The sequence below is a fragment of the Ereboglobus sp. PH5-5 genome, assembly GCF_029504805.1.
Lineage (GTDB): Bacteria > Verrucomicrobiota > Verrucomicrobiia > Opitutales > Opitutaceae > Ereboglobus.
Map to the genome: position 1 here is coordinate 110290 of NZ_JAQFIT010000013.1, position 21260 is coordinate 131549.

Consider the following 21260-nt stretch of genomic DNA (forward strand, 5'->3'; position numbering starts at 1 on the left):
CGGCAGCCGGTTTTTTGGCGGGGCGGTTGGTGTTCAAAAAAGCCGGCGCGCCCGCGGCGGACGCAGTTTCAATTAAGCTGCCTTAAATCGCACCGGCCGTCTCCGTGCTCCGTTGACTACGGAGCGCACATTCACCCATGCTGCGCGCGTTCCATGCTCTCAGTTCTCGAAATCATCAAAAAGACGACCGATTTTTTTGCCACCAAGGGAATCGAGTCCGCGCGCCTCGACGCGGAATTGTTGATCGGGCACTCGCTTGGATTGAAACGCATGCAGCTTTATTTGCAATTTGAGCGGCTGCTGACCGAGGCGGAGCTGGAAAAAATGCGCGCGCTTGTGCGGCGGCGCGCGGCGCGCGAGCCATTGCAATACATCACGGGCGAAGTGGAGTGGGGCGGCGTCAAGCTCAAGGTGGACAGGCGCGCGCTGATCCCGCGTCCCGAGACGGAATTGCTATTCGAGATAGCGCTCGAGGTTGCGGGTGCTGCGCGCACGGAAACCGCGGCGACGGCGGAAAACATCCTCGACTTGGGAACGGGAACGGGCGCGCTCGCGCTTGCGCTGGCAAAGGCGCGCCCCGATGCGCGCGTGCTTGCCGCGGATGCGAGTGATGACGCGCTTGCGCTCGCGCGTGAAAACGCCGCCGCGCTCAGCCTGGACGCGCGTGTTTCATTTTTAAAATCGGACTGGTTTGGCGCGGTTCCCGCCGGCGAGAAGTTTGATTTGATTGTTTCCAATCCGCCTTATTTGACGCGGGAGGAAATCGCCGAAACGGAGCCCGAGGTGAGGCAGTTCGAGCCGCACTCCGCGCTCGTGGCGGAGGATGACGGATGCGCGGATTTGCTGAAAATCATTTCGGGCGCGCCGGCGTTTCTCAAGCCCGGCGGCGTGCTTGCGCTCGAAACGGGAATCGCCCAGCACACCACACTTCTCACCGCGTGCGCGGATGCGGGTTTTGCGCGAAGCGAATCGCGCCAGGACTTGACGAAACGCGACCGGTTTGTGATCGCGTGGCGGGGGTAGGGGACTTTTGGGGCGTTATTCCTTGGCTGCCGGCGGCGCGGGTGTTTCGGCGGACGTTTCCGTTGACAAAGGTTGGGGCTCGGGCGTGGCGGGCGGCTTTTCTTGATTGTCGGCATCCTTTGATTTTTTTGCGTGCTCCTGCTCGAGCGATTCGGTGTCGCCGCTCTTGCCGATGAGCGTGCGCAGGAGGCTTGTCGGGCCGTAGCTGAAACGCCACTTTGGCGCGTCGAGCGAGCCGGTCAGCCGCAGCTCGGTCAGGTGCGTAACCGGCACGAGCAGAAAACCGAGCCCCTTGCCGATGATGCCCCTGCTCTCGGAAAGCGGATAAACCTTGGCGGTGAGGTTGGCGAAACGGGTGTCGAGCGTGTATTCGCCGCTCAGTTTCACATGCGCCTTTTGTCCCGTGAGCACGGCCTCGGGAATGAAGACCCGCCGTCCGTCGAGGGTGAAGTTGAACTGGCCGTCCGTGAGATTTAGCGACGTGAAGTTGAGCACCTTGACATCGCGCAACGCCTGCGAGAGCTCGCCGAAAATGTTGATATTAACGAGCTCGGCGCCGGAAACCTCCGCGCTTCCGTTGCCCTTGAAGCTGAGGCTGTCGCTCAAAAAGCCATCGGCTGAAAAACGAAGATCCAGCTGGGCGTTCGCGGGCTGGTTGTAGTGCTCGTCCGGCGGCGCGGCCACGCCGCGTTTGCGGGCCGATATTTCCTCAACCATTTGGAACGCCCGCCCGAAACTCGCGCCGTTGAGATTCATGTCGAAGCCGAGGCGTCGCGTGTTGTCCGCGCCGGAGACCTGCGCCTTGAGGGTGAGGTGTCCGCCGGCGAATTGCGTGCGCAGCCGGTCGATGGTAAGGGCGTCGTCACGGACGCGCAGGCTTGCGGAGAGGCTTGTGAGGGGAATTTGCTCGTAGCTGAACGCGCCGTCGCCCTCCACTTCCACGTCGATCAGCGTGTGCTCGCCGCGCGGCGCGGCCGGGCCGTCGATGCGCCCGGCGGCGCGCAGTCGTGCCGGCGGCTTCTCGAAACGCACCGGCGAGAGGCCGTCCACCAAGGCGGGCGAAATTGCCGGCGCCACGGCGACCGGGTCGATGTTTTCACCCTTGAAGTCGAACACGGTCAGCAGTGTGCGATCGCCGGGATCGACACTTTGGTGGGTGAACGTGCCGCGCGCGTAACCGTTGCCACGCCGCGCGAAAAGATCGAGCGCGTCGCAATAATCGGGCCTCACGAAAAGCGTGAGCAGCGCATGGTCGACCGCGACTTTTTCGTAGGTGAAGCCGGTGGCGTCCGCGAAGACAAACACGCGCGCCAGGCTCGTGTTTTTCCAATTTCCGCGCACATCCACGTCGCCGTGGGGCGGCGGGTCGTTGAAGGTGAAATCGTTCCAAATGCTCGGCCACCATTTGCCAAACCAGCCGTTGATCGCGGACGGGCGCAGCCTGCCGGTCAGCAGGAAGCGGAAGTCGAGCGTCTTGAAATTCGTTTCAAAACTCCCGCGCGCAAAGCTCTCCCCGACCGCCGCCGACGCGGGCGAAAAGACGATCACCCGCTTTGCGTGATCATACGCAAACGTGCCGCGCGCGCGATCCACCGCCACGTTGTCGGCGTTTATCGGCCCGATGTCGAGCGCGCCGCGCGCGCCCGCGAAACGCCATCCCGCGCCAAGCCGCGCCGCGGCGTCGATTTCGATCGGGCGCGCGGGTTTCAGGATTTCGCCAAGGTCGTAATTCACCTCGCGGGAGATCGCGGCGATGTGCAGCGGCGTCGCGCGGGTGCTGATGCGCGCGTCCGCTTTCTTTTCCGCAAAATCAACCTCCGTTTCAAACGCGACCGGCTCCCCCAGCACCCGCGTCGTGATGCTTGCCCGCAGCGTTTGCGGGAGGCGCCCGTCCGCTCGCGCCGTGAACGAGCGCGCGGTGATGCCGCGGGCCGCGAGCGATTCCGCCGAGCAGGCCAGCGACAGGTTCACAACAGGCGGGACGCCCGACGCCACGGATTTCCGGCTGGCGGGGGAAAGGATGTCGGCCATCGGCATGGTGAGCCGCAGGCGCGCGTTGCGCGCGCGCATGGTGTTTCCGATCGCCGCGCTTGCGGTTGAAAGCTGGACGCTAAAATCGCGGGCTCGCGGAGTTGAAACCAGGCCGCCCACGTCCACGGTTGCGCGCGCGAGCAGCGGGCCGAGCTCGATTTTTGAGGCGGAAAAAATGGAGGCGTCCGCGTCCGCCCGTCCGATGTCGCCCGGGTGCAGGCCTCCGCACATGAGCTCGACGCGGGCGGAGGCGATTTGCTTCGCGTCGGGAGTGAATGTTATGTCGAGCACCGGGTTGTCGAGCGCGTCAAGCCGCTGCGTCCATGCGTTGAGTGCGCGCACGGTTTTGAGGTAGGAGGCGATTGCGTCCGAGAGCGCTTCCGCGCCGCCGCGTTTTTTGGCGCGCGTTTTTGGGATCACCAGTTCGCCGCGGCAGAGCACGGCCAGGTTGCCGGCGCGCGCCGACAGGTTCTTGATGGAAAGCACGGACGACTTGAGCTCCACCTCCGCGTTTATCCTGTCAACCGCGGCGGCGTTGGTGCCGTCGTTCGAGAGCATCGCGGGCACGCGAAGGCTCGCGCCGTCGATGCGCCCGGCGAGGCGGGGCGCGATGTTGTGCAGCAGCAGCGTGGGGAGGTTTATTTCGAATCGCACCGCGTTTGCCGTGAGCACCGGGTCGGGATGCAAGCTGGAGAACAGCTTCAAGTCGCGCGCCACCACATGCCCCGACGAATCGCAATGGATCGCGCCGAATGTGAGGCGCAGCCCGTGCTCCGCCAGCCGTTGCTCGACCCTGCGCAGCACCGCGTCGGGAATCGTGATTTCATCGGCGGTCGCGATGCGCGCCTGCGCAAGAAGCAGCGCCGCCAGCGCCAGCCACAACGCCCAGAGCGCAATCGTGCCAGCCCAGCGGAGGCATCCGCGGCAAATCCGCCCGGCAAAATGTGGAGGTTTCGATTTCAGAAAAAGCGCGTGTTAATGCGTTGAAGTGGGTTGAAAAAACACCGCATTGGACAATGCGAACCGGCGCGGGTTCAAGGCCAAGTTGCGGGGGTCGGGCGGCCTGTCATCCTGTGGTTTCATGGGACGTTCCGCGCTTGTTTCAACGCGCCGGAATCGTCGGGTGCAGCTGGCCGCGATAGTTTGTGGGCGAGCAGCCCTCAAGTTTGCGAAACACGCGGTTGAATTGCGAAAGCGACTGGAAGCCCGCCTCGAACGCCGCCTCGCTCACGCGTTTGTGCGGATTGAGCAGCAGGTTTTTCACCTTTTCCACGCGCACGCGCGCCAGGTAGTCGGTGAACGTCATGCCCGTGGACTTCTTGAACATCTTGCAAAAATAAAACGCGCTTGTGTTCACCGAATGCGCCACTTGCGCGAGCGTGAGGTCGTCGTCCTGGTGCTCGTGGATGAAGTTGCGCGCCCGCGTGATGACGGGCGACTCGGCGTGCTCCTCCTGCACCATGAGCCGGTTGCTGATCGCGGCGAGATGCTGCGCAAAAACCGCGAGCAGCCGCAGGATTGCGTCGTATTGTTTTTTGGAGACCACGCGGCTTTGGTAATACGCGGCGGCGGCGGGTTTCGCGTCGATTTCAACGCCCCATTTTGCGAGTTGCCGCGCGACCCGGTCGAACTGCCCCGCCAGCGGTTTTTGGAAAAACACCTGCCCGGTCTGCAAAAAAGCCAGCACGTTTTCACCCGCGCGGACCGGCACCGCCGAGTCATAAAGCCCGGCGAAACATTTTAATGTGGCCGGCTCGCGCTGCGCCTGCTGCTCGACTTCGCGCTGCAGTTGCAGGCATGCCGAGCACGAGTGGTTCGATTGGGCCATGAGCGCGCAAAACGGGTTTTGCCTCGGATCGTTTGCGTGCTGCAAGTCAAACGACTCGACCGGCCGCAGGCTCAAAGGCAGCCCCGTCGCGTCGCGAAACGCTTGCGCGTAGTCCCGATAGATTTGCGACTGCTTGAACTGTGTCACAAGCATCCGGCTGCGCTTGGGATTATCGGCGGCGTCCATGTGGGAAAGAGTTTGTTGTGCGAATGAGTGACTGCGCATAAAGTGCCAACAATCTCCCGCTGGAAAGCAAAATATGCGCCATGCCTCCTTGGGCATGGCAAATCATTTGCCGCATTTTTTGTCGTGCCGCCCCAAGCGGACGCAAAAAAAGGGCGCGCTCAATGCGCGCCCTTTTTCAACCGATAGACACTATCAAAAAACGGGATTGCGCCTAGCGCTGCCAGGATCGTTCGCTGCCGCCGCCGGCAAAAATGCGCTGGCGCACCTCCTTCGGGCGCGCCTCGCTGACGGAGAGCGCCCGCCCGCCCAGTTCGTGGCCGTTGAAGCGCTCGATCGCGGTGCGCGCGTCCTCGGGCGAGGCCATGTTGACAAACGCGAATCCGCGCGAGCGTCCGGTGATCTTGTCGCATATCAGATCGACAGCCGATACTGCGCCGACCTGTGAAAACAGGTCCTGCACTTCGTGCGCCATGGTGGCGAACGGAAGATTTCCTACATAGAGTTTTGTGGTGGTCATGGGTTTTTTTAGAATATGCCGCCGCCCGACCTCGCGCCTCTCCGCCCGCCGTGTTGCGAAACACCATCAAGGTTTTAAGGCCCGTTTGGTGATCCGGAGCGCGCAATATCAAACACCAGCGGGAAAAAAATTGTTTCATCACACGCAATATCAAGTGCATTAGGCAACGCGCGCGGATTTGATAAAAATGAAACAAATATTTCATACTATTTTGACAAACCGCGCCCGGCCAACGGTTCCCGGCTCGGTGTTGCGTCCGAATCATTCCGGGCGTCCGCGCCGATCAATTTCCCATTGCCCAAGCGCGCGGCGGGCGTCACCGTTTGCGTTTTCATCAATGAGCGACATCCCGACAGACATTTCCCACGACCAGGTTGCCGTGCGCCGGCAAAAACTCGCCGACTTGCGCGCGGCGGGTTTCGATCCGTTTCGCGCCAATTGCGAACAGACGCATTTTTCCGACGACGCCAAAAAATGCTACGTCGAGGGCGAGGACAACGCCGTGCGGCTTTCCGTCGCGGGCCGGCTCGTCACTTTTCGCATTCAGGGCGGCAGCGGGTTCGTCAAGATCCTCGACCAGCAGGGGCAAATTCAGCTTTATGTGAAGCGCGACGTGCTCGGCGTGGACGCCTACGCCGCGTTCAAGAAACTCGACTTCGGCGATTTCATCGGCGTCACGGGCACGCTCTTCAAGACGAAGGCCGGCGAGATCACCGTGCGCGTCGAGAGCTACACGCTCGTGTCGAAGGCGCTGCGCCCGTTGCCCGAAAAATGGCACGGCCTCACAAACGACGAGCAGGTTTACCGCCAGCGTTACCTCGATTTGATCGTCAACGCCGAGTCGCGCAAACGCCTCATGCAGCGCTCGCGCATCATCTCGTATGTCCGCCGTTTTCTTGAGGACCGCAAATTCATCGAGGTCGAGACGCCGATTTTGCAGGGCGTGGCGGGCGGCGCGGCGGCGCGTCCGTTCGAGACGCACCTCAACGCGCTCAACATCGACTTCGTGCTGCGTATCTCGCTGGAGCTTTATTTGAAGCGCATGCTCGTCGGCGGCTACGACCGCGTGTTCGAGCTCGGGCGCAACTTCCGCAACGAGGGCATGGACCGCAAGCACAACCCCGAGTTCACCATGCTCGAAGTCTACCAGGCCTACAGCGACTACCGCGGCATGATGACGCTCGTGCGCGATTTGTTCCAGGGGCTTTGCCGCGACGTGATCGGCTCGGACACGATCAAGTTCACCGACAAGGACGGCAACACGCACGACATCAACTTCGCCGGCGAGTGGCGCGAGGTGCGCTACAAGGACCTCATCACGCAATTCACCGGCGACGCGAATTGGTTCGGCCGCTCGAAGGACGAAAAAATCGCCTACTGCAAAAGCATCGACCTCTTCGTCGACCCGGCGTGGGAGGACTTCGAAGTCACCAACGAAATTTTCTCCAAGAAAATCGAGCACACGCTCATCCAGCCGACCTTCGTCACGCATCTGCCGAAGGAGCTTTGCCCGCTCGCAAAAATAAACCTCGAGGACCCGAGCGTGATCGACGTGTTCGAGCTGACCATCGGCGGCATGGAAGTCGCGCCCGCCTACAGCGAGCAAAACGACCCCGACGTGCAGCGCGCGATGTTCGAGGCGCAGGCCGGCGGCGAGCAGCAAAAAGTGGACAACGATTTTCTCCTCGCGCTCGAGCACGGCATGCCGCCCGCCGGCGGCATGGGCATCGGCATCGACCGCCTCTGCATCCTGCTGACGGCGGCGGACAGCATCCGCGACGTGATTCTGTTTCCGCAACTCCGCCCGAGCGCGGCGGCGGCAACTGACTCGGCGCCCGCCGCCTAATGTATAATTAAAAATGTATAATGTGGAATGAACAAGCCGAGCACGCGATTACACACATGAGTCCGCTCCCATTATACATTCTTCATTATTCATTTTTCATTAGCGGCGGCAACGCCGCCGCGTAACCATGCCCTGGTATCTCTACCTCGCCTTCAAGCAGCTTTTCCCGTCGGGGAGGTGGATGACGTTTTTCACGTGCATCTCGACACTGGGCGTGTTTCTCGGTGTGTGGATGCTCATTATCATCATCGGCGTGATGAGCGGTTTCGGATTCAAATACGGCCGGATGATCATTGACACGGGCGGTGAGATTCAGGTGCGCGGCGCGTTCATCGAGAATCCGGAGCGGATTCAGGAAATCATCAACAAAGTGCCCGGCGTTGTCGCGAGCACGCCGACCGCCGAGGGCATCGTGATGATCGAGCACCAGGGCAGGCCGGGTTATCCGGGCATCGTCGGCGTGGCCCCGGAAAGTGTTGAGAAAGTGATTCCCATTTCAAAATACCTGCGCGAAGGCTCCATGGCGGATCTCGACGACGACGCGGTGGTTTTGAGCGCGGGGCTTGCCGCCTCGATCAGCGCGCGCGTCGGCTCGAAAGTCACCGTGGTAAGCCCGCTCACGCTCGAACGCCTGAGCCAGGACGCCTACATGATGCCAACCGAGCTGACGGTCGCGGGCGTTTACGAATTCGGGCACCAGCAACTCGACAAGTCGGTCGCCATCGTGACGCTCCGCCGCATGCAGGATCTCTACGGGCTCGGCGAGGGCGCATACGGCGTCAACGTGCGCATCGCGCCCGATGCCGATGTCGACGCTATCGCGGGTGAAATCAACGCCTCCTTGCCGCCGGGCAGCCGGATGCGCGCGCGCACATGGATGCAGTCGGGCGAGGCGTTTCTCTTCGCGCTCAAGATCGAGCGCCTCATGATCATCCTGATCGTGTCGATGGTGGTTTTTGTCGTGGCGTTCCTAGTGACGGCGATGCTGCTTGTCGCCGTGGCGCACAAGACGCGCGAAATCGGGCTTTATGGCGCGCTCGGCGCGTCGCCGTGGCAGTCGGCCATGTGCTTTTGTTTTCAAGGCGTGATTGTCGGCGTGATCGGCACCGCGCTCGGAGTGTCGATCGGCCTGCTCACGCTTGCCAACATCGACCCGATCGCGCGGCTCATCGCGCGGCTTACCGGCAACTGGGATTTGCTCGTGGAGATTTATGAATTCACCAAGGTGCCCGCGCACATCACCGGCGCGGACATTGCGATCATCTGCACCTTCGCCATCGGCATGTCCACGCTCGCCGGCCTTGTCGCCGCGTGGCGCGCCGCAAAACTCAAACCCGTGGAGGCGATGCGCAGTGAGTAACACGGCACAACCCATTCTCACCGCCCGCGCCCTGCGCAAAACCTACAGGAGCGGCAACCGCGAGTTGGAGGTGTTTCACGATGTCGATTTCCATATCAACGCCGGCGAGAGCGTGAGCATTCGCGGCGAATCAGGCTCGGGGAAATCCACGCTACTCAACCTACTCGCCGCGCTCGACACCGCCGGCGCCGGCACGCTCTCGTGGGATGGTTTTTCAAAAATCGACAACGCCGCTCGCGGAAAATTCCTCGGCATCATCTTCCAGGCGTTTTACCTGATCCCCGAGCTCAACGCGCTTGAAAACATTCTCATGGCGAGGCGAATCGCGGGCAATGTTGACGCCGCCGCGCGCGCGCGCGCCGCCGAACTGCTCGCGCGAGTGGGATTGAGGGACCGCGGACACCATTTGCCCTCGCAACTCTCCGGCGGCGAGCGCCAGCGCGTCGCCGTCGCCCGCGCGCTCATGAACTCGCCGCGTGTCGTCCTCGCCGACGAGCCGACCGGCAACCTCGACGAAAAAACCGCCGACAGCGTCATGGACCTGCTGCTCGGCATCTGCGCGGAGACAAACACCGCGCTCGTGCTCGTCACGCACAACCCGCTCTACGCGCAACGCACCGCGCGCGAATACTTTTTGCACGAAGGAACCCTGCGCTCCGTGCGCTAAAAACCACGACAAAATCCCATGCTAAAACTCTTCAAGAAAACCGAAAAAATCCGCTGCGGTGTCGTCGGCACCGGCTCGCTCGGCCAGCACCACGCGCGCATTTACGCGAACATGAAGGGCGTCGAGTTCGCCGGCATCTACGAGGCCAACCCCGCGCGCGCGAAGGAAATCTCCGCGCTGCACAACTGCCGCGCGTTTTCATCGCTCGACGAACTCGCCGACGCGTGCGATGCGGTTTCCGTTGTCGTGCCGACCGACAAGCACGCGCAAGTCGCCCTCCCGCTCCTCGCCAAGGGCTGCCACCTGCTCATCGAAAAACCGCTCTGCGCCTCGCTCGAGGAAGCCTCGCAAGTGCTCGCCGCCGCGCAGTCCAACAACAGCATCGTGCAGGTCGGTCACGTCGAGCACTTCAACCCCGTGATGAGTTTCCTGGAAAAGGAAATCAACCGCCCGCGCTACATCACGACCGAGCGCCTCGGCACCTACCAGACGCGCGGCACCGAGGTCGGCGTCGTGCTCGATCTCATGATCCACGACATCGGCATCGTGCTCGCGCTCGTGAAATCGCCCATCCTGAAAATCGACGCCATGGGCCTGAACCTGCTCTCCAAGACCGAGGACATCGCCAACGCGCGCATTGAATTTGAAAACGGCTGCGTCGCCAACCTCAACGCCAGCCGCCTGAGCCTGAAGCGCAACCGCGAGATTCGCGTCTTTCAGGAAAACGCCTACCTCTCGCTCGACTTCATGAACCAGAAGGGCCACCTCGTGAAGAAAAGCGACATCATCGCCTACGGCCTGAAAATGAAAGTCGGCCTCGCAAAACCGGGCGACGTGAGCTCGATTCCCGTCGGCGAGATCCCGATAGAAAAAGGCGAGCCGCTCGCGCTCGAGCTGGCCTCGTTTGTGAACAGCGTGCGCGAGGCAAAGCAGCCCAAAGTCGGCGCCGTGCTTGGCAAAACCGCGCTCGAAGTGGCGATAGCCATCACCGAGCAAATCCGCACCAAGGCGGAGAAGATGAAGTAAAGACGGGTCGCGCGAAAGTGCGTCTTTATACCATTTACGAGCTAGTTTTGGTCTTTAATTGGTAGGGCGTGCTCGCCGAGCGCGCCGAGAATTACGAGAGACAACCCCGGCGGTTGGCAGATGTCGCTTGCGCTCGGTAACGGCGTTTCGAGCGATAGCGGCAATCTTCCAACCGGCCTACCTTTGATGACGCCTAAGGAGTAAACCTTAGGCGTAAATGGGATTACTTCGCCGGTTTCACGGGCCAGGGCGGGGGAGGGGGGAGCTTGGGGTTGTTGGTTTTTAGCTCGGCGAGGATTTCCTCGATGGCGCGGTCGAGTTGCTGGTCCTCGCCTTTCATTTCGCGCGCGGGGTCGTTGTCCACCACGATGTCGGGATCGACTCCGTAGCCTTCAATGGGCCACTCCTTGCCGTCCTTCGAGTAGGATGCGTATTGCGGGATGTTCAGGGTGCCGCCGTCCATGAAGGGCAGGCTGCTCGTGATGCCCACAATGCCGCCCCAACTGCGCTTGCCGATGAGCTTGCCGAGGCCCATCTCGCGGAAGCGATAGGGGAAGATGTCGCCGTCGGAGGCGGAGTATTCGTCCATGAGCGTGACTTTGGGACCGAGGTGCATGCCGGCGGGGTTGGTCGCGGGGGTGCCGTTGCGGGCGAGGTTGATCATGACGAGTTCGCGCCGGAGGCGCTCTATTATCATGGGCGAGACGTTGCCGCCGCCGTTGCCGCGCACGTCGATGATGAGCGCCTCCTTTTGGAGCTGCGGGTAGAAGCGGCGCACGAATTCGTTGAGGCCCTCGGGGCCCATGTCGGGGATGTGCAGGTAGCCGACGCGGTCGCCGGTTTTTTTCGCAACGTAGTCGATGTTGTTGAGAACCCAGTTGGTGTAGTAGAGCGGGGCTTCGTCGGCGATGGGAACGATGACGACGTCGCGCGCGTCGTCCGCCGCGGCGTCGGGCTTGGAGGCGAGGCGCAGGGTGACTTGGCTGCCGGCGGTGCCGACGAGCGCGGCGTAGGGGTTGGGCATGTCGCGCGTGGGTTTGCCGTCGATGGCGAGGAGGTAGTCGCCTTCGCGGGCGTTGACGCCGAGTTCGGTGAGCGGGGAGCGCGTGGATTTTTCCCAGTTTTCGCCGCGGAGGATTTTTGTGATTTGATAATAGCCGGTGGCGGTGTCGCGGATGAGCCGGGCGCCGAGGAGTCCGGTTTGGATGCGATGGGCAATGGCGCGCCTGCCGCCGCCGACGTAGGCGTGGCCGGCGTGGAGTTCGGAGATCATTTCGCCGATGAGGTAGGTGAGGTCGTTGCGCGTGGCGACGTGCGGGAGGAGTTTTGCGTATTTGTCGCGCTGGGCGGGCCAGTCGATGCCGTGCATGTTGGGCGCGTAGAAACAGTCGCGCATTTGGCGCCAGCTTTCGTTGAAGATTTGCGCCCACTCGGCCCGGCGGTCGATGCGGAGCTGGAGGTTGGAGAGGTCGAGTTTGTCCTTGATGCTGATTTTATCTTTCGGGAGGTCGACGAGGGCGTAGGTGCTTTTGTCGCGGACGAGCATTTTTTTGCCGTCGGCGGTGATTTCGCAGGCGTCGTAGTTGCCGAGGATGGTTTCCTTGCGCTCTTTCAGATTGTAGGCGGCGATGAGGGTGCGTGTTTTTTGCGTGGCGCCGAATCCTTCCCCGCCGCCGTCGCCCATGACGGGGCCGCCGGGGCGGCGCTGGTAGAAGACGCGGTCGCCGACCATGCGGAGGTTGGAGTAGTTCGAGGATTCGACGGGGAGCGCGACGATGCGCGAGGCGAGGCCGTCGGGATCGAGTTTGGAGGAGGGCGGTGCGGAGGTTTTCTTTTTGGTGGGTTCTTTTTTATCGGGCTGGTCCGGTTTTTCGGATGCGTCGCCCTGGGTTTTTTCGGCGACTTCGTCGCTCCGGGGGGCGAGGGGGGACTTGGTTTCCTTGGAGAGGGCGATCATGTAGATACGCTCCATGTTTTTGTAGGCGTGGTTCCACTCGGTGTCGGAATAAACGGGGTTGAAGTTGCGTGCGCTGGCGAAGAGGAGCCATTGGCCGTCGTCGCTGAAGGCGGGGGAGTTGGCGGCATACCAGCCGTCGGTGGCGTCGGTCGTGGAGCCGTCGGCTGTGTTGAAAATCTTGATGCGCGAGAGCGCGCCGCGCGTCTGGTGCGTCCACGCGATGAGGGCGGAGTCGGGCGACCAGGCGTATTGGCGAATGACGTAGTCGGGGTTGTGCGCGACGAGGGTGATGGTTTTTGTTTCGATATCGATGGCGCGGAGGCGTTGCTCGCGGTCGGTCCAGAGGAGTTTTTTCGAGTCGGGCGACCAGCGGGGCAGGGCGTAGTAGGTGGTGGCGCCAGTGGTGAGTTGCACGGGTTCGCCGGAGCCGTCCTGCGGGCGGATGTAGAGTTCGAATTCGCCGGTGGCGTCGGAGAGGTAGGCGATGTGTTTGCCGTCGGGCGACCACGAGGCGTCGCGTTCGTGGGCGGCGGGGGTTTGCGTGAGGTTGCGCACGGGGCCGTCCTTGAGCGGCGCGGTGAATATGTCGCCGTGCGCGGTCACGACGACGCGTTTGCCGTCGGGCGAGGGGCGGACGGAGGAGGGTTTGACTTTTGCGAGCACGGGGCGCGCGGAGGCGAGGTCTTCGCGGATGGTGATGGCGACGGGCGAGGATTTTTCCGTGGCGAGGTTGAGGCGCCAGATTTGGCCGGCGTATTCATAGACGAGAGATTTTTTTCCGATGGAGGGGAACTTGACGTCGTAGTCAGTGTAATCGGTGAGCTGGCGCGTTTGTTTTTTGGCGGGGTCGTAGACGAAGAGATTGGCGCGGCCGGTGCGCTCGGAGACGAAATAGATGCGGTTGTTCGGCGCCCACATGGGGAAGAGGTCTTGCGCGGGGTTGTTGGTGATGTTTTCGAGCGCGCCGGTTTTGAGGTCGTAGATCCAGATGTCGTCGGCCATGCCGCCGCGGTAGTTTTTCCATGTGCGGAATTCGCGGAAGACGCGGTTGTAGGCGATCTTGGTGTCGTCGGGCGAATAGGTGACGAAGCCGCCGCGCGGCACGGGGAGTTGCACGGGCAGGTTGCCGTCGAGGTTGACGCTCATGAGGTGGCCGATGAACGGGTCCCAACTGCGCCAGCGCGAGCGGTAGGTGATTTCGTCGGCGGTGTTGCGCCAGGTCATGACGATGTTGTCCGGGCCCATGCGGTCGGCGAGGTCGTCGCGGCCGAGCGTTGCGGAGTAGGTGAGGCGCCTGGGCGCGCCGCCGTTTGCGGGCATGACGTAGACCTCGGTGTTGCCGTCGTATTGCGCGGTGAAGGCGAGCTGTTTTCCGTCCGCCGAGTAGCGCGGAAAAACCGCGTAGCCCGGCCCGCTGGTGAGGCGTCGCGCGACGCCGCCCTTGACGCCCACGGTGTAGAGCTGGCCGGCGTAGGAGAAGGTGATGTCGGTGTCGTTTGTGGCGGGGAAGCGGAGCAGGCGCGTGTCATTTGCGAGAGTTTGCGCGGAGGCGGCGCAATTGAGATAAAAACAACCGAGGGTAAAAATAAAAACGAAGAGGCGTTTCATAAAAAGATGAGATTTTTAACGGCCGGTGATTTCAATAGTAAACGCAGAAGTGCATGGCATATCATTTGGTTTTGGAATGAAGATTTACACTAGAACGAAAAATCCATCCAGGTAAGCGCGGGCGTAAAATGCATTGCCAATTATAAGGTTGCCGCCATTTTCTGCGACAGCTCTGAAACCCTCCCATTATTATGCCTTTTCTCCGCTCCAATTTTATTTCAATCAAAACGGGTTTACTTCGAAAATCGGCCACCATATCAATGCTTGTGGCGGTGGCCGGTCTTTTGGCGGCTCAGGCATCAGCGCAATCTTTGCAAATAACCCAGCAGCCTGTCAGCATCACTCGAACCGAGGGTCATGGTGTTTCGCGCATACATATTCTGTTCTCCGAGTCAAAAGACCCTAGCGCGGTCTTTTTTTCTGTCACGGCGGCGGGCAGCGGCTCACTGACATATCAATGGCAGAAGGACGGGGTTGACATCGCATTTCCGGACAACGGGCAAATAATCGTGGGCTTCCCGCGTGTATCGGGCGCGGACACAGAGCTTCTGAATATCAGCGACTGCATGATGTCTGACGCGGGCGTGTATCGCGTGAAAATCCGCGACTCGGCGGGCGGGGAAATTATCAGTGAATCCGGCACGCTGACGGTCACGCCACATGCGCCGCCGTCATTTGTTTTTCATCCCAAGGATGTGACTGTTACCGAGGGAACGGTGTCGAATTCATCCCTGAGCGCCACGATTGCGGTGGGTTCCATTCTCGCGGGCAGTAATGAGGGGCCCCTCACATGCGTATGGCAGAAAGACGGCGCGGATGTGTCAATCGAGTGCGGGGTTGATCAATATGGAAAAGCGTTTCTCGAAACATATAATTTCATGGTGGCCGATTCCGGAACCTATCGTGTGGCGGTGACCAATCGCTGGGGGCGCACCAGCCATAGCAATCCGGCGACTCTCACCATTCTGCCGCCGGCGGAAGCCCCTGTTATTACCAAGCAACCGGCAGTGTCGTTCAGAGACGATGACGGTTATGTTAATGGAAAACCCATCGTGGTTGATTACACCAAGGGTGGTGACAGCATCGGATTATACGTTCTCACAAGCGGGGTGGCGTCCCGTTTTCAATGGCAAAAAGACGGTGTCGATATGGAGTATTCGGAAAAATATCGCAGTGATGATTATACAAATCCCCAAAAAGACTCCACCAAACTCCGCTCCCTATGCATACGGGATCTCCGCCCTGCTGATTCGGGAAAATACCGTGTGGTGGTTTGGAATTCCACTGGCACCACGGTCAGCCAAGAGGCCACGCTCAATATCACATACCCAACTCCCGCGCCGATAACCACGCACGCCGTGTCCGCGGGCCGTTCTGTTGCGCTCACGGCCGATATTAGCGGCAATCCGCCGCCCGCCGTGCAATGGGAAGTGTCCACCGATGGCGGAAACACATGGAGCAGGCTTGCCAACAATGCGACCTACACCGGCGTCAACACGGGGACATTGGGCATCAACGCCGCCACCGGCAACATGAGTGGCAACCAGTATCGCTGCGCGCTTGCAAGCGGGGGAATGTTGCCGGGTGGCTCCGCCATCACGCTGGACGTTGCCCCGCTCGTATTTCCCAACCCCGCCTCGCTTGTTTGCGTCAGCGGCACGCTCTATGTGACCGACGATTCGCTGCACACCGTGCAGGCCGTTAACCTCGCCACAACCGAAGCGCGCATCCTTGCCGGTTCTCCCGGACAAACGGGGGCGACGGACGCCACGGGCACCGCCGCGAGATTCAACCAACCCAAGGGCATATCGGCGGATGCCGAGGCCAGGCTCTTTCTGGCTGACACCGGCAACGCGCTCATACGCACCATCTCGCCCGACGGGGTTGTGGCGACACTGGCGGGTTCGCCCAGTCAACGCGGACATGCCGACGGCGCGGGCGGCAACGCCACGTTCTCGGCGCCGACGGCCATATTTTTGGACACGTCTGGCTCGGGAGACTTCATTCTCGTTGCCGATGCGACGTCACACACCATTCGCAGTGTTTGTGACAGCGGCACTACGACAACTCGGGCGGGAGTCGGCGGCGTATCCGGACACAAAGACGGCGATGCCAAGGACGCCTACCTGAACCGCCCCTCTGGAATCGCAAAAAAATCGTTCTGGTCATCCGCTTATGTCGCCGCCCCTTTGCCCGCGCCCATTCAGGCTGCCATTTCGAACAACACGTCAGACCCTGTGACTGCCGCCAGCGTCACTGTAACCATGCCGAACAACGATTACCTCTATTGGAGCACCTATGTGGCCGATAGTTACAATCACGTCATTAGGGAACTCGGTTCGCCGCAAAAGTATATGGTCCCTCCCATCAGCACGCTCGCCGGCCTGCCCGGAGTGAGCGGATATGAGGACGGCGTGGGCGACGAGGCCCGTTTCAACAATCCCGGAGGCATGGCGATTGATTCAAGCGGCAACATCTATGTGGCCGACACCGGCAACTCCACCATACGCTTTGTCACTCCCGAGGGCCAAGTCCTCACCCTTGCCGGATTGCCCGGCATCACCGGCCTCAAGGATGGCGTTGGCGAGGAGGCATGGTTTAATCATCCCTCGGACGTTGCGCTCGGCGGAAGCAAACTTTACATCGCCGATACTGGAAATGCGGCTATTCGCGAACTCGATTTGTATACCGGGCAGGTTGTCACGCTCAACATCACGGCAGCTCCGGCTTCATCCGGCACAGTGCCCAATCCGCCAATCACGCCCGGCGGCGGCACAAACCCAGGCGAGTCGAGCGGAGGAGGAGGAGGCATGGTGTCGTATTGGCTCATGGCTTCCGTGGCGGCATTGCTTGGCATCCGGCGCGTGTTGTCACCAAGGCGCAAGGCATAAGGCGAAGCCTGCTTTGGAAATATTAAACGATGCACATCAGTGATGGTGTGTCCGATCGGGCGCGCGCGTCCTTTTCTAAAAGAACAAGGCTTTCAATCAATGCCGATATCGTTCAATCATTTTGTCACATGGCTATGAACAACGACCAATTCTGGACCAGCCTCGACGGACAGGTCCTCACCGTCCGGCCCAATCTCTCCGAGCACACCGTTTCGCTCACCATCGCCTTCTGGCCGCGCAACCCCGCCGAGTTCGACTTCATGAAGGAGCACCTCGACGACCTGCACTTCACCGAGCGCAGCACGCTCGCGCGCATCGGCCTCGAAATCATGCGCGCCACGCCGCTCACCGTCGACGGCAACCGCCTCGTGTTCGACGCCGAGACGTTTCTCTTCGACCACTCGTTCCCCAACGCGCCCTATTGGAAAAAACTCTTCCGCTCCGGCATGCCCATCGGCCGCCTCTTCTACGCGCCCGAGTCGCAAAAACTTTCCTCGACCGAAATCTGGGACGCCATTTCCAACAACGCCCTCAAGCTTCCCAACACCATCAGCATCGACCGCAACGGCAGCGTGTTTCTCACCTCGCATCCCGTGCGCTACACGCTCAACCCGAAGCTCCAGCGCGCCGATTTTGAGGCGCTCGTCTCCGGCAACGCCGGACGCGCCTACCTCGACAAGGTGCAGGTGCGCAACGAGACGCCCATCCTCACCGTCGAGCCGCGCTCGGGCATCCTCACCAGTTGCTCCATGTATTTGAAAGAGCACTACGTGCTGCTCAACCGCGGCGTCGGCAACTTCGGCATTCACACCTCCGCCGTGCTGCTCGACCCGATAAAAACCTTCGGCACGAACATCATGCTCGAAATCTACAACCCCGGCGACCAGCCCGTTGTGAACCCTGTCGTGTCCGTGGAGGTTTTCCGCGCGCCGACACCCGCCGACACCGATGTCAAAAACCTCGCCAAAAAACGCGCGCGCCTCCTCTCCACCGCGACCGACATCTACGGTGCGCTCGACGAAACCCCGCCCAAGGACAACGGTTCCGTCGAACCGCCGAAACCGCGCACCCGCGTCACCTTCAAGGGGCAAAATGCCACGCAGGATAACACCAGCGTGTTCATCAACGCAGGCCAGTTCACCGACGCCGCCACGCTCAGGGACAAGATCAACGCCGCCGGTGCCTGTGGCTACCGCACGCTTATTCAGGCGCTCGACGCCGCGCCGGAGGACGCCGACACGCTCCTCGTGGACACCTTCCCTAACCTTCCCGAGCACATCGAGCTCCTCGCGCGCCTGCCCAACCTCAAGCTCCGCCGCATCATCTTCCGCAAACCCTCGCGCACGCACGGTTTCTTCCTCTCCTACAACGCGCACGGCCGCCTCGAAAACTACCACGATATCGGCATCGACGTTTACTGGCACAACGCCCAGCTCAACGACCTCTACCTCCACACCTACAAAAAAAACCACGGCTTCTTCATTCGCGAGGAGCTCGGCCGCAAGTTCCAGGAATCCACCATCCTTGCCATGTATGGCAGCGCCGTCGGGCTCGACCAAACCGACACCGACCGCATCTCCTCGCTCATGGACAAGCTGACCGGCTTCATCGGCACCAACGTCGGCGTCCTCACCGGCGGCGGCGGCGGCGTCATGCGACTCGCCACCGAGCAGGCCCGCATGAAGGGCGCGCTCACCGGCGCATGCTTCCTGGAACTCGAGGCGCAACCGCCCGAGATCGGAGTGGACTTCTTCAACACCTTCCAGGAAACCTCGCGTCATTACCGCCAAAAATGGTTCGAAGTCGCGGACTTTTGCATCTTCAACGTCGGCGGCGTCGGCACGCTCGAGGAAATCGGCATCGAAATGTGCAACCTCAAGCTCGGCATCCGGCCGCGCATCCCGTATATATTCTACAACGCGCAATTCTGGACGAGCCTGCGCGACCAGGTGGAGGAAATGGTCTCCAGCAAACGCGCACCCGCGTGGATGCTCGACTACATCCTCTTCAGCAACGACCCCGACGAGGTTGTGGATTTCTATAAAAAGACGCTGCGGGTATTGTGATAGGTTTATTATCTAAAATGTGATAAATATTATGAAAATAACACTGGAGAAATTCAAAAAGTTTTGTAAATCCGTTGAGGGGAAATCCCTTCCGACGGTTACCGGCAAGTTTTTTTCTATACAGGTTGAAGATGAAAACATTTATTATATACCTTCATCGACAGGAAAGCACAGATCTCAAAAATGGATTCATGTTTTTGAGATACTTGAGAAATACAAAAAAACGAAATCGTTAATAACGACGACATATACAGATGTCAGTGTGCATGCTGCATATGTGATAGCCTTAATTAAATTATATAAATCAAAGATAGATACGCAGAGTTATAATAGCGCTGAAGCGGCATTTTACGAGAGCGTAAAAAAATCCATGAATGACAGTGCCAAGGCACGCTTAGAAAGATTGAGACGCGCAAGTAAAAAGCCGGAATGTAGACTGGTGTATAGCTCGCAGTTTGTGCGAAATCATGACGTTGTGGCAGAAGTTTTAAAAAGAGCAAAAGGATGCTGCGCGGCATGCAAACGGAAGGCTCCATTTAAGAGAAAAAGCGACGGAAAACCGTATTTAGAGGTGCATCATATTGTGTTTCTATCTGACGGTGGTGAAGATACAGTTGATAACGCTCAGGCTCTTTGTCCGAACTGCCATAGGCAAAAGCATTTCGGCTGAAGGTGCTGCTTATTATGAGTCACTGATTTATAAATCATAACAATACTCGCCTCTAATCTAGTTTTCATGCCACAAACCCTCCCTAAATCCATCCTTGTCGTCGGCTCCGGCGGACGTGAGCACGCCATCGTCAAATCGCTTCTCGCGTCGCCCTCCAAACCGCGCGTCGTTTGCGCGCCGGGCAACGCCGGTATCGCCGGCGAAATCCACTGCTTCCCCGAGGTCGCCGCCGACAATATCGCCGGCCTCGTCGAACTCGCGCAGCGCGAGCAAATCGACTTCGTGGTTGTCGGTCCCGAGGTGCCGCTTTCGCTTGGATTGGTCGACGCGCTTGCCGACGCGAACATCCCCGCCTACGGCCCGAAGGCCGACGGCGCGCGTCTCGAAGCCTCGAAAATTTACACCAAGGAAATCCTACTCAAATACAAAATTCCCACCGCCGAGGCCGCGACCTTCGACAACGCGCCCGGCGCCGTCGAATACCTTCGCACGCACCCCGCGCCCATCGTGATCAAGGCCGACGGGCTCGCCGCGGGCAAAGGTGTCGTTGTCGCGCAAACCACTGCCGAAGCCGAGACCGCCGTCCACGACCTTCTCGCGCTCAACGCCGCGACAGCTTCCGACCAATCCAAAATCCTCATCGAAGCCTGCCTCACTGGAGAGGAAACTTCCATCCTCGTGATCGTTTCCGGGCGCGATTATTACATCCTCCCGACCTCGCAGGATCACAAGCGCATCGGCGACGGCGACACCGGTCCGAACACCGGAGGCATGGGCACGTATTCGCCCGCCGAGGTGGTCACGCCGGAATTGCTTGCGCGCATTGACCGCGAAATCGTGAGCCCCTCGGTTAACGCGATTGCCGACGAGGGCATTGATTTTCGCGGCACGCTTTTCATCGGCATCATGCTCACGCCGTCCGGCCCGCAAGTGCTCGAATACAACACCCGCTTCGGCGATCCCGAAACGCAAGTTGTGCTCCCGCGCCTCGACGCCGACTTGCTCGCGCTCCTTTGGGCCGCCGCCAAGGGCAACCTCGCAGAGGTCGCGCGCGACGTGCGCGTCCGTCCCGAAGCCGCGATCTGCGTGGTTGTCGCATCGAAGGGTTATCCGGGTAAATTTCCAAAAGGCATCCCTATCACCCTTCCCGCCGCGTTGCCGCCTCAAACGACAATCATCCACGCCGGCACCGCGCGCGACAAAGACAACCGGCTCGTCACCGCCGGCGGCCGCGTGCTTGGCGTGACCTCACTCGCCCCCACGCTTGCCGAGGCCGCGAGCCGCGCCTACGCCGCGTGCGATGAAATCGAGTGCGAGACAAAATACTGCCGCCGCGACATCGGCGCGAAGCAGTTGAACCGGAAATAATGATGCCGGTCTGACTGCCGACCGGCACTGTTGAGCGCAAAAAAAGCACAGGCGTTTCTGCCTGTGCTTTTTGTTTATATCAGCAAGTCACTTTCTAAATGCTTGGCGGCCGAGCAGCTTCCGATAACGTCCGGAATCTTGCGCACATTTTTTAAAGCTATAGCAGCGGGGGACTACTCCCGATGAACCAAAAAACTGAAAACCCAGATGAAGGCG

General features: G+C 60.4%; 13 protein-coding genes. 9 read left to right on the plus strand and 4 right to left on the minus strand.

The features are described 5' to 3' along the window. The first annotated feature begins 153 nt into the window (after nt 1-153). Complete coding sequence (prmC, locus tag M2103_RS09945) at nt 154-1023, plus strand: peptide chain release factor N(5)-glutamine methyltransferase (RefSeq protein ID WP_277510325.1); 870 nt, start codon at nt 154-156, stop codon at nt 1021-1023. Between the two features lie 15 nt (nt 1024-1038). Here the strand turns inward: prmC and M2103_RS09950 are convergent, their stop codons facing one another. The 3 genes from M2103_RS09950 to M2103_RS09960 all read right to left on the minus strand — a co-directional run bounded on the left by M2103_RS09950 (nt 1039) and on the right by M2103_RS09960 (nt 5585). Continuing rightward, nucleotides 1039-3936, minus strand: coding sequence for an AsmA-like C-terminal region-containing protein (locus tag M2103_RS09950; RefSeq protein WP_277510327.1), 2898 nt, complete (start codon nt 3934-3936; stop codon nt 1039-1041). A gap of 220 nt (nt 3937-4156) precedes the next feature. Beyond that, on the minus strand, nt 4157-5068 hold the full coding sequence (locus M2103_RS09955; protein WP_277510328.1) for a helix-turn-helix domain-containing protein: 912 nt from the start codon (nt 5066-5068) through the stop codon (nt 4157-4159). Nucleotides 5069-5279: 211 nt separating this feature from the next. Next, nucleotides 5280-5585: an RNA-binding protein gene (locus M2103_RS09960; protein WP_277510329.1), complete on the minus strand. Its 306-nt coding sequence runs from the start codon at nt 5583-5585 to the stop codon at nt 5280-5282. Nucleotides 5586-5922: 337 nt separating this feature from the next. On the opposite strand from M2103_RS09960, the gene lysS reads away from it, so the two are divergent. The 4 genes from lysS (at nt 5923) to M2103_RS09980 (ending at nt 10484) form a co-directional block, all read left to right on the plus strand. Then, nucleotides 5923-7431 carry a lysine--tRNA ligase gene (gene lysS, locus M2103_RS09965; protein ID WP_277510330.1) on the plus strand — a complete coding sequence of 503 codons (1509 nt, stop codon included), beginning with the start codon at nt 5923-5925 and terminating at the stop codon, nt 7429-7431. 127 nt (nt 7432-7558) lie between these two features. Continuing rightward, the gene (locus M2103_RS09970) at nt 7559-8791 is read left to right on the plus strand and encodes an ABC transporter permease (RefSeq protein WP_277510331.1); all 1233 of its coding nucleotides are present in this window, start codon (nt 7559-7561) and stop codon (nt 8789-8791) included. After that, complete coding sequence (locus M2103_RS09975) at nt 8784-9458, plus strand: ABC transporter ATP-binding protein (RefSeq protein ID WP_277510332.1); 675 nt, start codon at nt 8784-8786, stop codon at nt 9456-9458. Before M2103_RS09970 ends, M2103_RS09975 begins: the two co-directional genes overlap by 8 nt. Before the next feature lie 18 nt (nt 9459-9476). Continuing rightward, the gene (locus M2103_RS09980; RefSeq protein WP_277510333.1) at nt 9477-10484 is read left to right on the plus strand and encodes a Gfo/Idh/MocA family oxidoreductase; all 1008 of its coding nucleotides are present in this window, start codon (nt 9477-9479) and stop codon (nt 10482-10484) included. A 223-nt stretch (nt 10485-10707) separates the two neighbouring features. Here the strand turns inward: M2103_RS09980 and M2103_RS09985 are convergent, their stop codons facing one another. Continuing rightward, nucleotides 10708-14049 (minus strand): S41 family peptidase, encoded by a 3342-nt coding sequence (locus tag M2103_RS09985; RefSeq protein WP_277510334.1) that lies wholly within the window; start codon nt 14047-14049, stop codon nt 10708-10710. A 566-nt stretch (nt 14050-14615) separates the two neighbouring features. On the opposite strand from M2103_RS09985, the gene M2103_RS09990 reads away from it, so the two are divergent. The 4 genes from M2103_RS09990 (at nt 14616) to purD (ending at nt 21044) form a co-directional block, all read left to right on the plus strand. Next, nucleotides 14616-16940: a hypothetical protein gene (locus M2103_RS09990; protein WP_277510335.1), complete on the plus strand. Its 2325-nt coding sequence runs from the start codon at nt 14616-14618 to the stop codon at nt 16938-16940. 128 nt (nt 16941-17068) lie between these two features. Next, nucleotides 17069-19006, plus strand: coding sequence for an LOG family protein (locus M2103_RS09995; protein ID WP_277510336.1), 1938 nt, complete (start codon nt 17069-17071; stop codon nt 19004-19006). Between the two features lie 31 nt (nt 19007-19037). Continuing rightward, nucleotides 19038-19676 (plus strand): HNH endonuclease, encoded by a 639-nt coding sequence (locus M2103_RS10000; protein ID WP_277510337.1) that lies wholly within the window; start codon nt 19038-19040, stop codon nt 19674-19676. 66 nt (nt 19677-19742) lie between these two features. Continuing rightward, nucleotides 19743-21044 (plus strand): phosphoribosylamine--glycine ligase, encoded by a 1302-nt coding sequence (purD, locus tag M2103_RS10005; protein ID WP_277510338.1) that lies wholly within the window; start codon nt 19743-19745, stop codon nt 21042-21044. Nucleotides 21045-21260: the final 216 nt, after the last annotated feature.

Bases quoted from the DNA above. Each gene is read 5' to 3' on its own strand.
- M2103_RS09995 (WP_277510336.1), top strand. From the start codon at position 17,069: ATGGCTATGAACAACGACCAATTCTGGACCAGCCTCGACGGACAGGTC.
- M2103_RS10000 (WP_277510337.1), top strand. From the start codon at position 19,038: ATGAAAATAACACTGGAGAAATTCAAAAAGTTTTGTAAATCCGTTGAG.
- M2103_RS09960 (WP_277510329.1), bottom strand. From the start codon at position 5,585: ATGACCACCACAAAACTCTATGTAGGAAATCTTCCGTTCGCCACCATG.
- M2103_RS09980 (WP_277510333.1), top strand. From the start codon at position 9,477: ATGCTAAAACTCTTCAAGAAAACCGAAAAAATCCGCTGCGGTGTCGTC.
- M2103_RS09990 (WP_277510335.1), top strand. From the start codon at position 14,616: ATGATGTCTGACGCGGGCGTGTATCGCGTGAAAATCCGCGACTCGGCG.
- purD (WP_277510338.1), top strand. From the start codon at position 19,743: ATGCCACAAACCCTCCCTAAATCCATCCTTGTCGTCGGCTCCGGCGGA.
- lysS (WP_277510330.1), top strand. From the start codon at position 5,923: ATGAGCGACATCCCGACAGACATTTCCCACGACCAGGTTGCCGTGCGC.
- M2103_RS09970 (WP_277510331.1), top strand. From the start codon at position 7,559: ATGCCCTGGTATCTCTACCTCGCCTTCAAGCAGCTTTTCCCGTCGGGG.
- M2103_RS09985 (WP_277510334.1), bottom strand. From the start codon at position 14,049: ATGAAACGCCTCTTCGTTTTTATTTTTACCCTCGGTTGTTTTTATCTC.
- M2103_RS09955 (WP_277510328.1), bottom strand. From the start codon at position 5,068: ATGGACGCCGCCGATAATCCCAAGCGCAGCCGGATGCTTGTGACACAG.
- prmC (WP_277510325.1), top strand. From the start codon at position 154: ATGCTCTCAGTTCTCGAAATCATCAAAAAGACGACCGATTTTTTTGCC.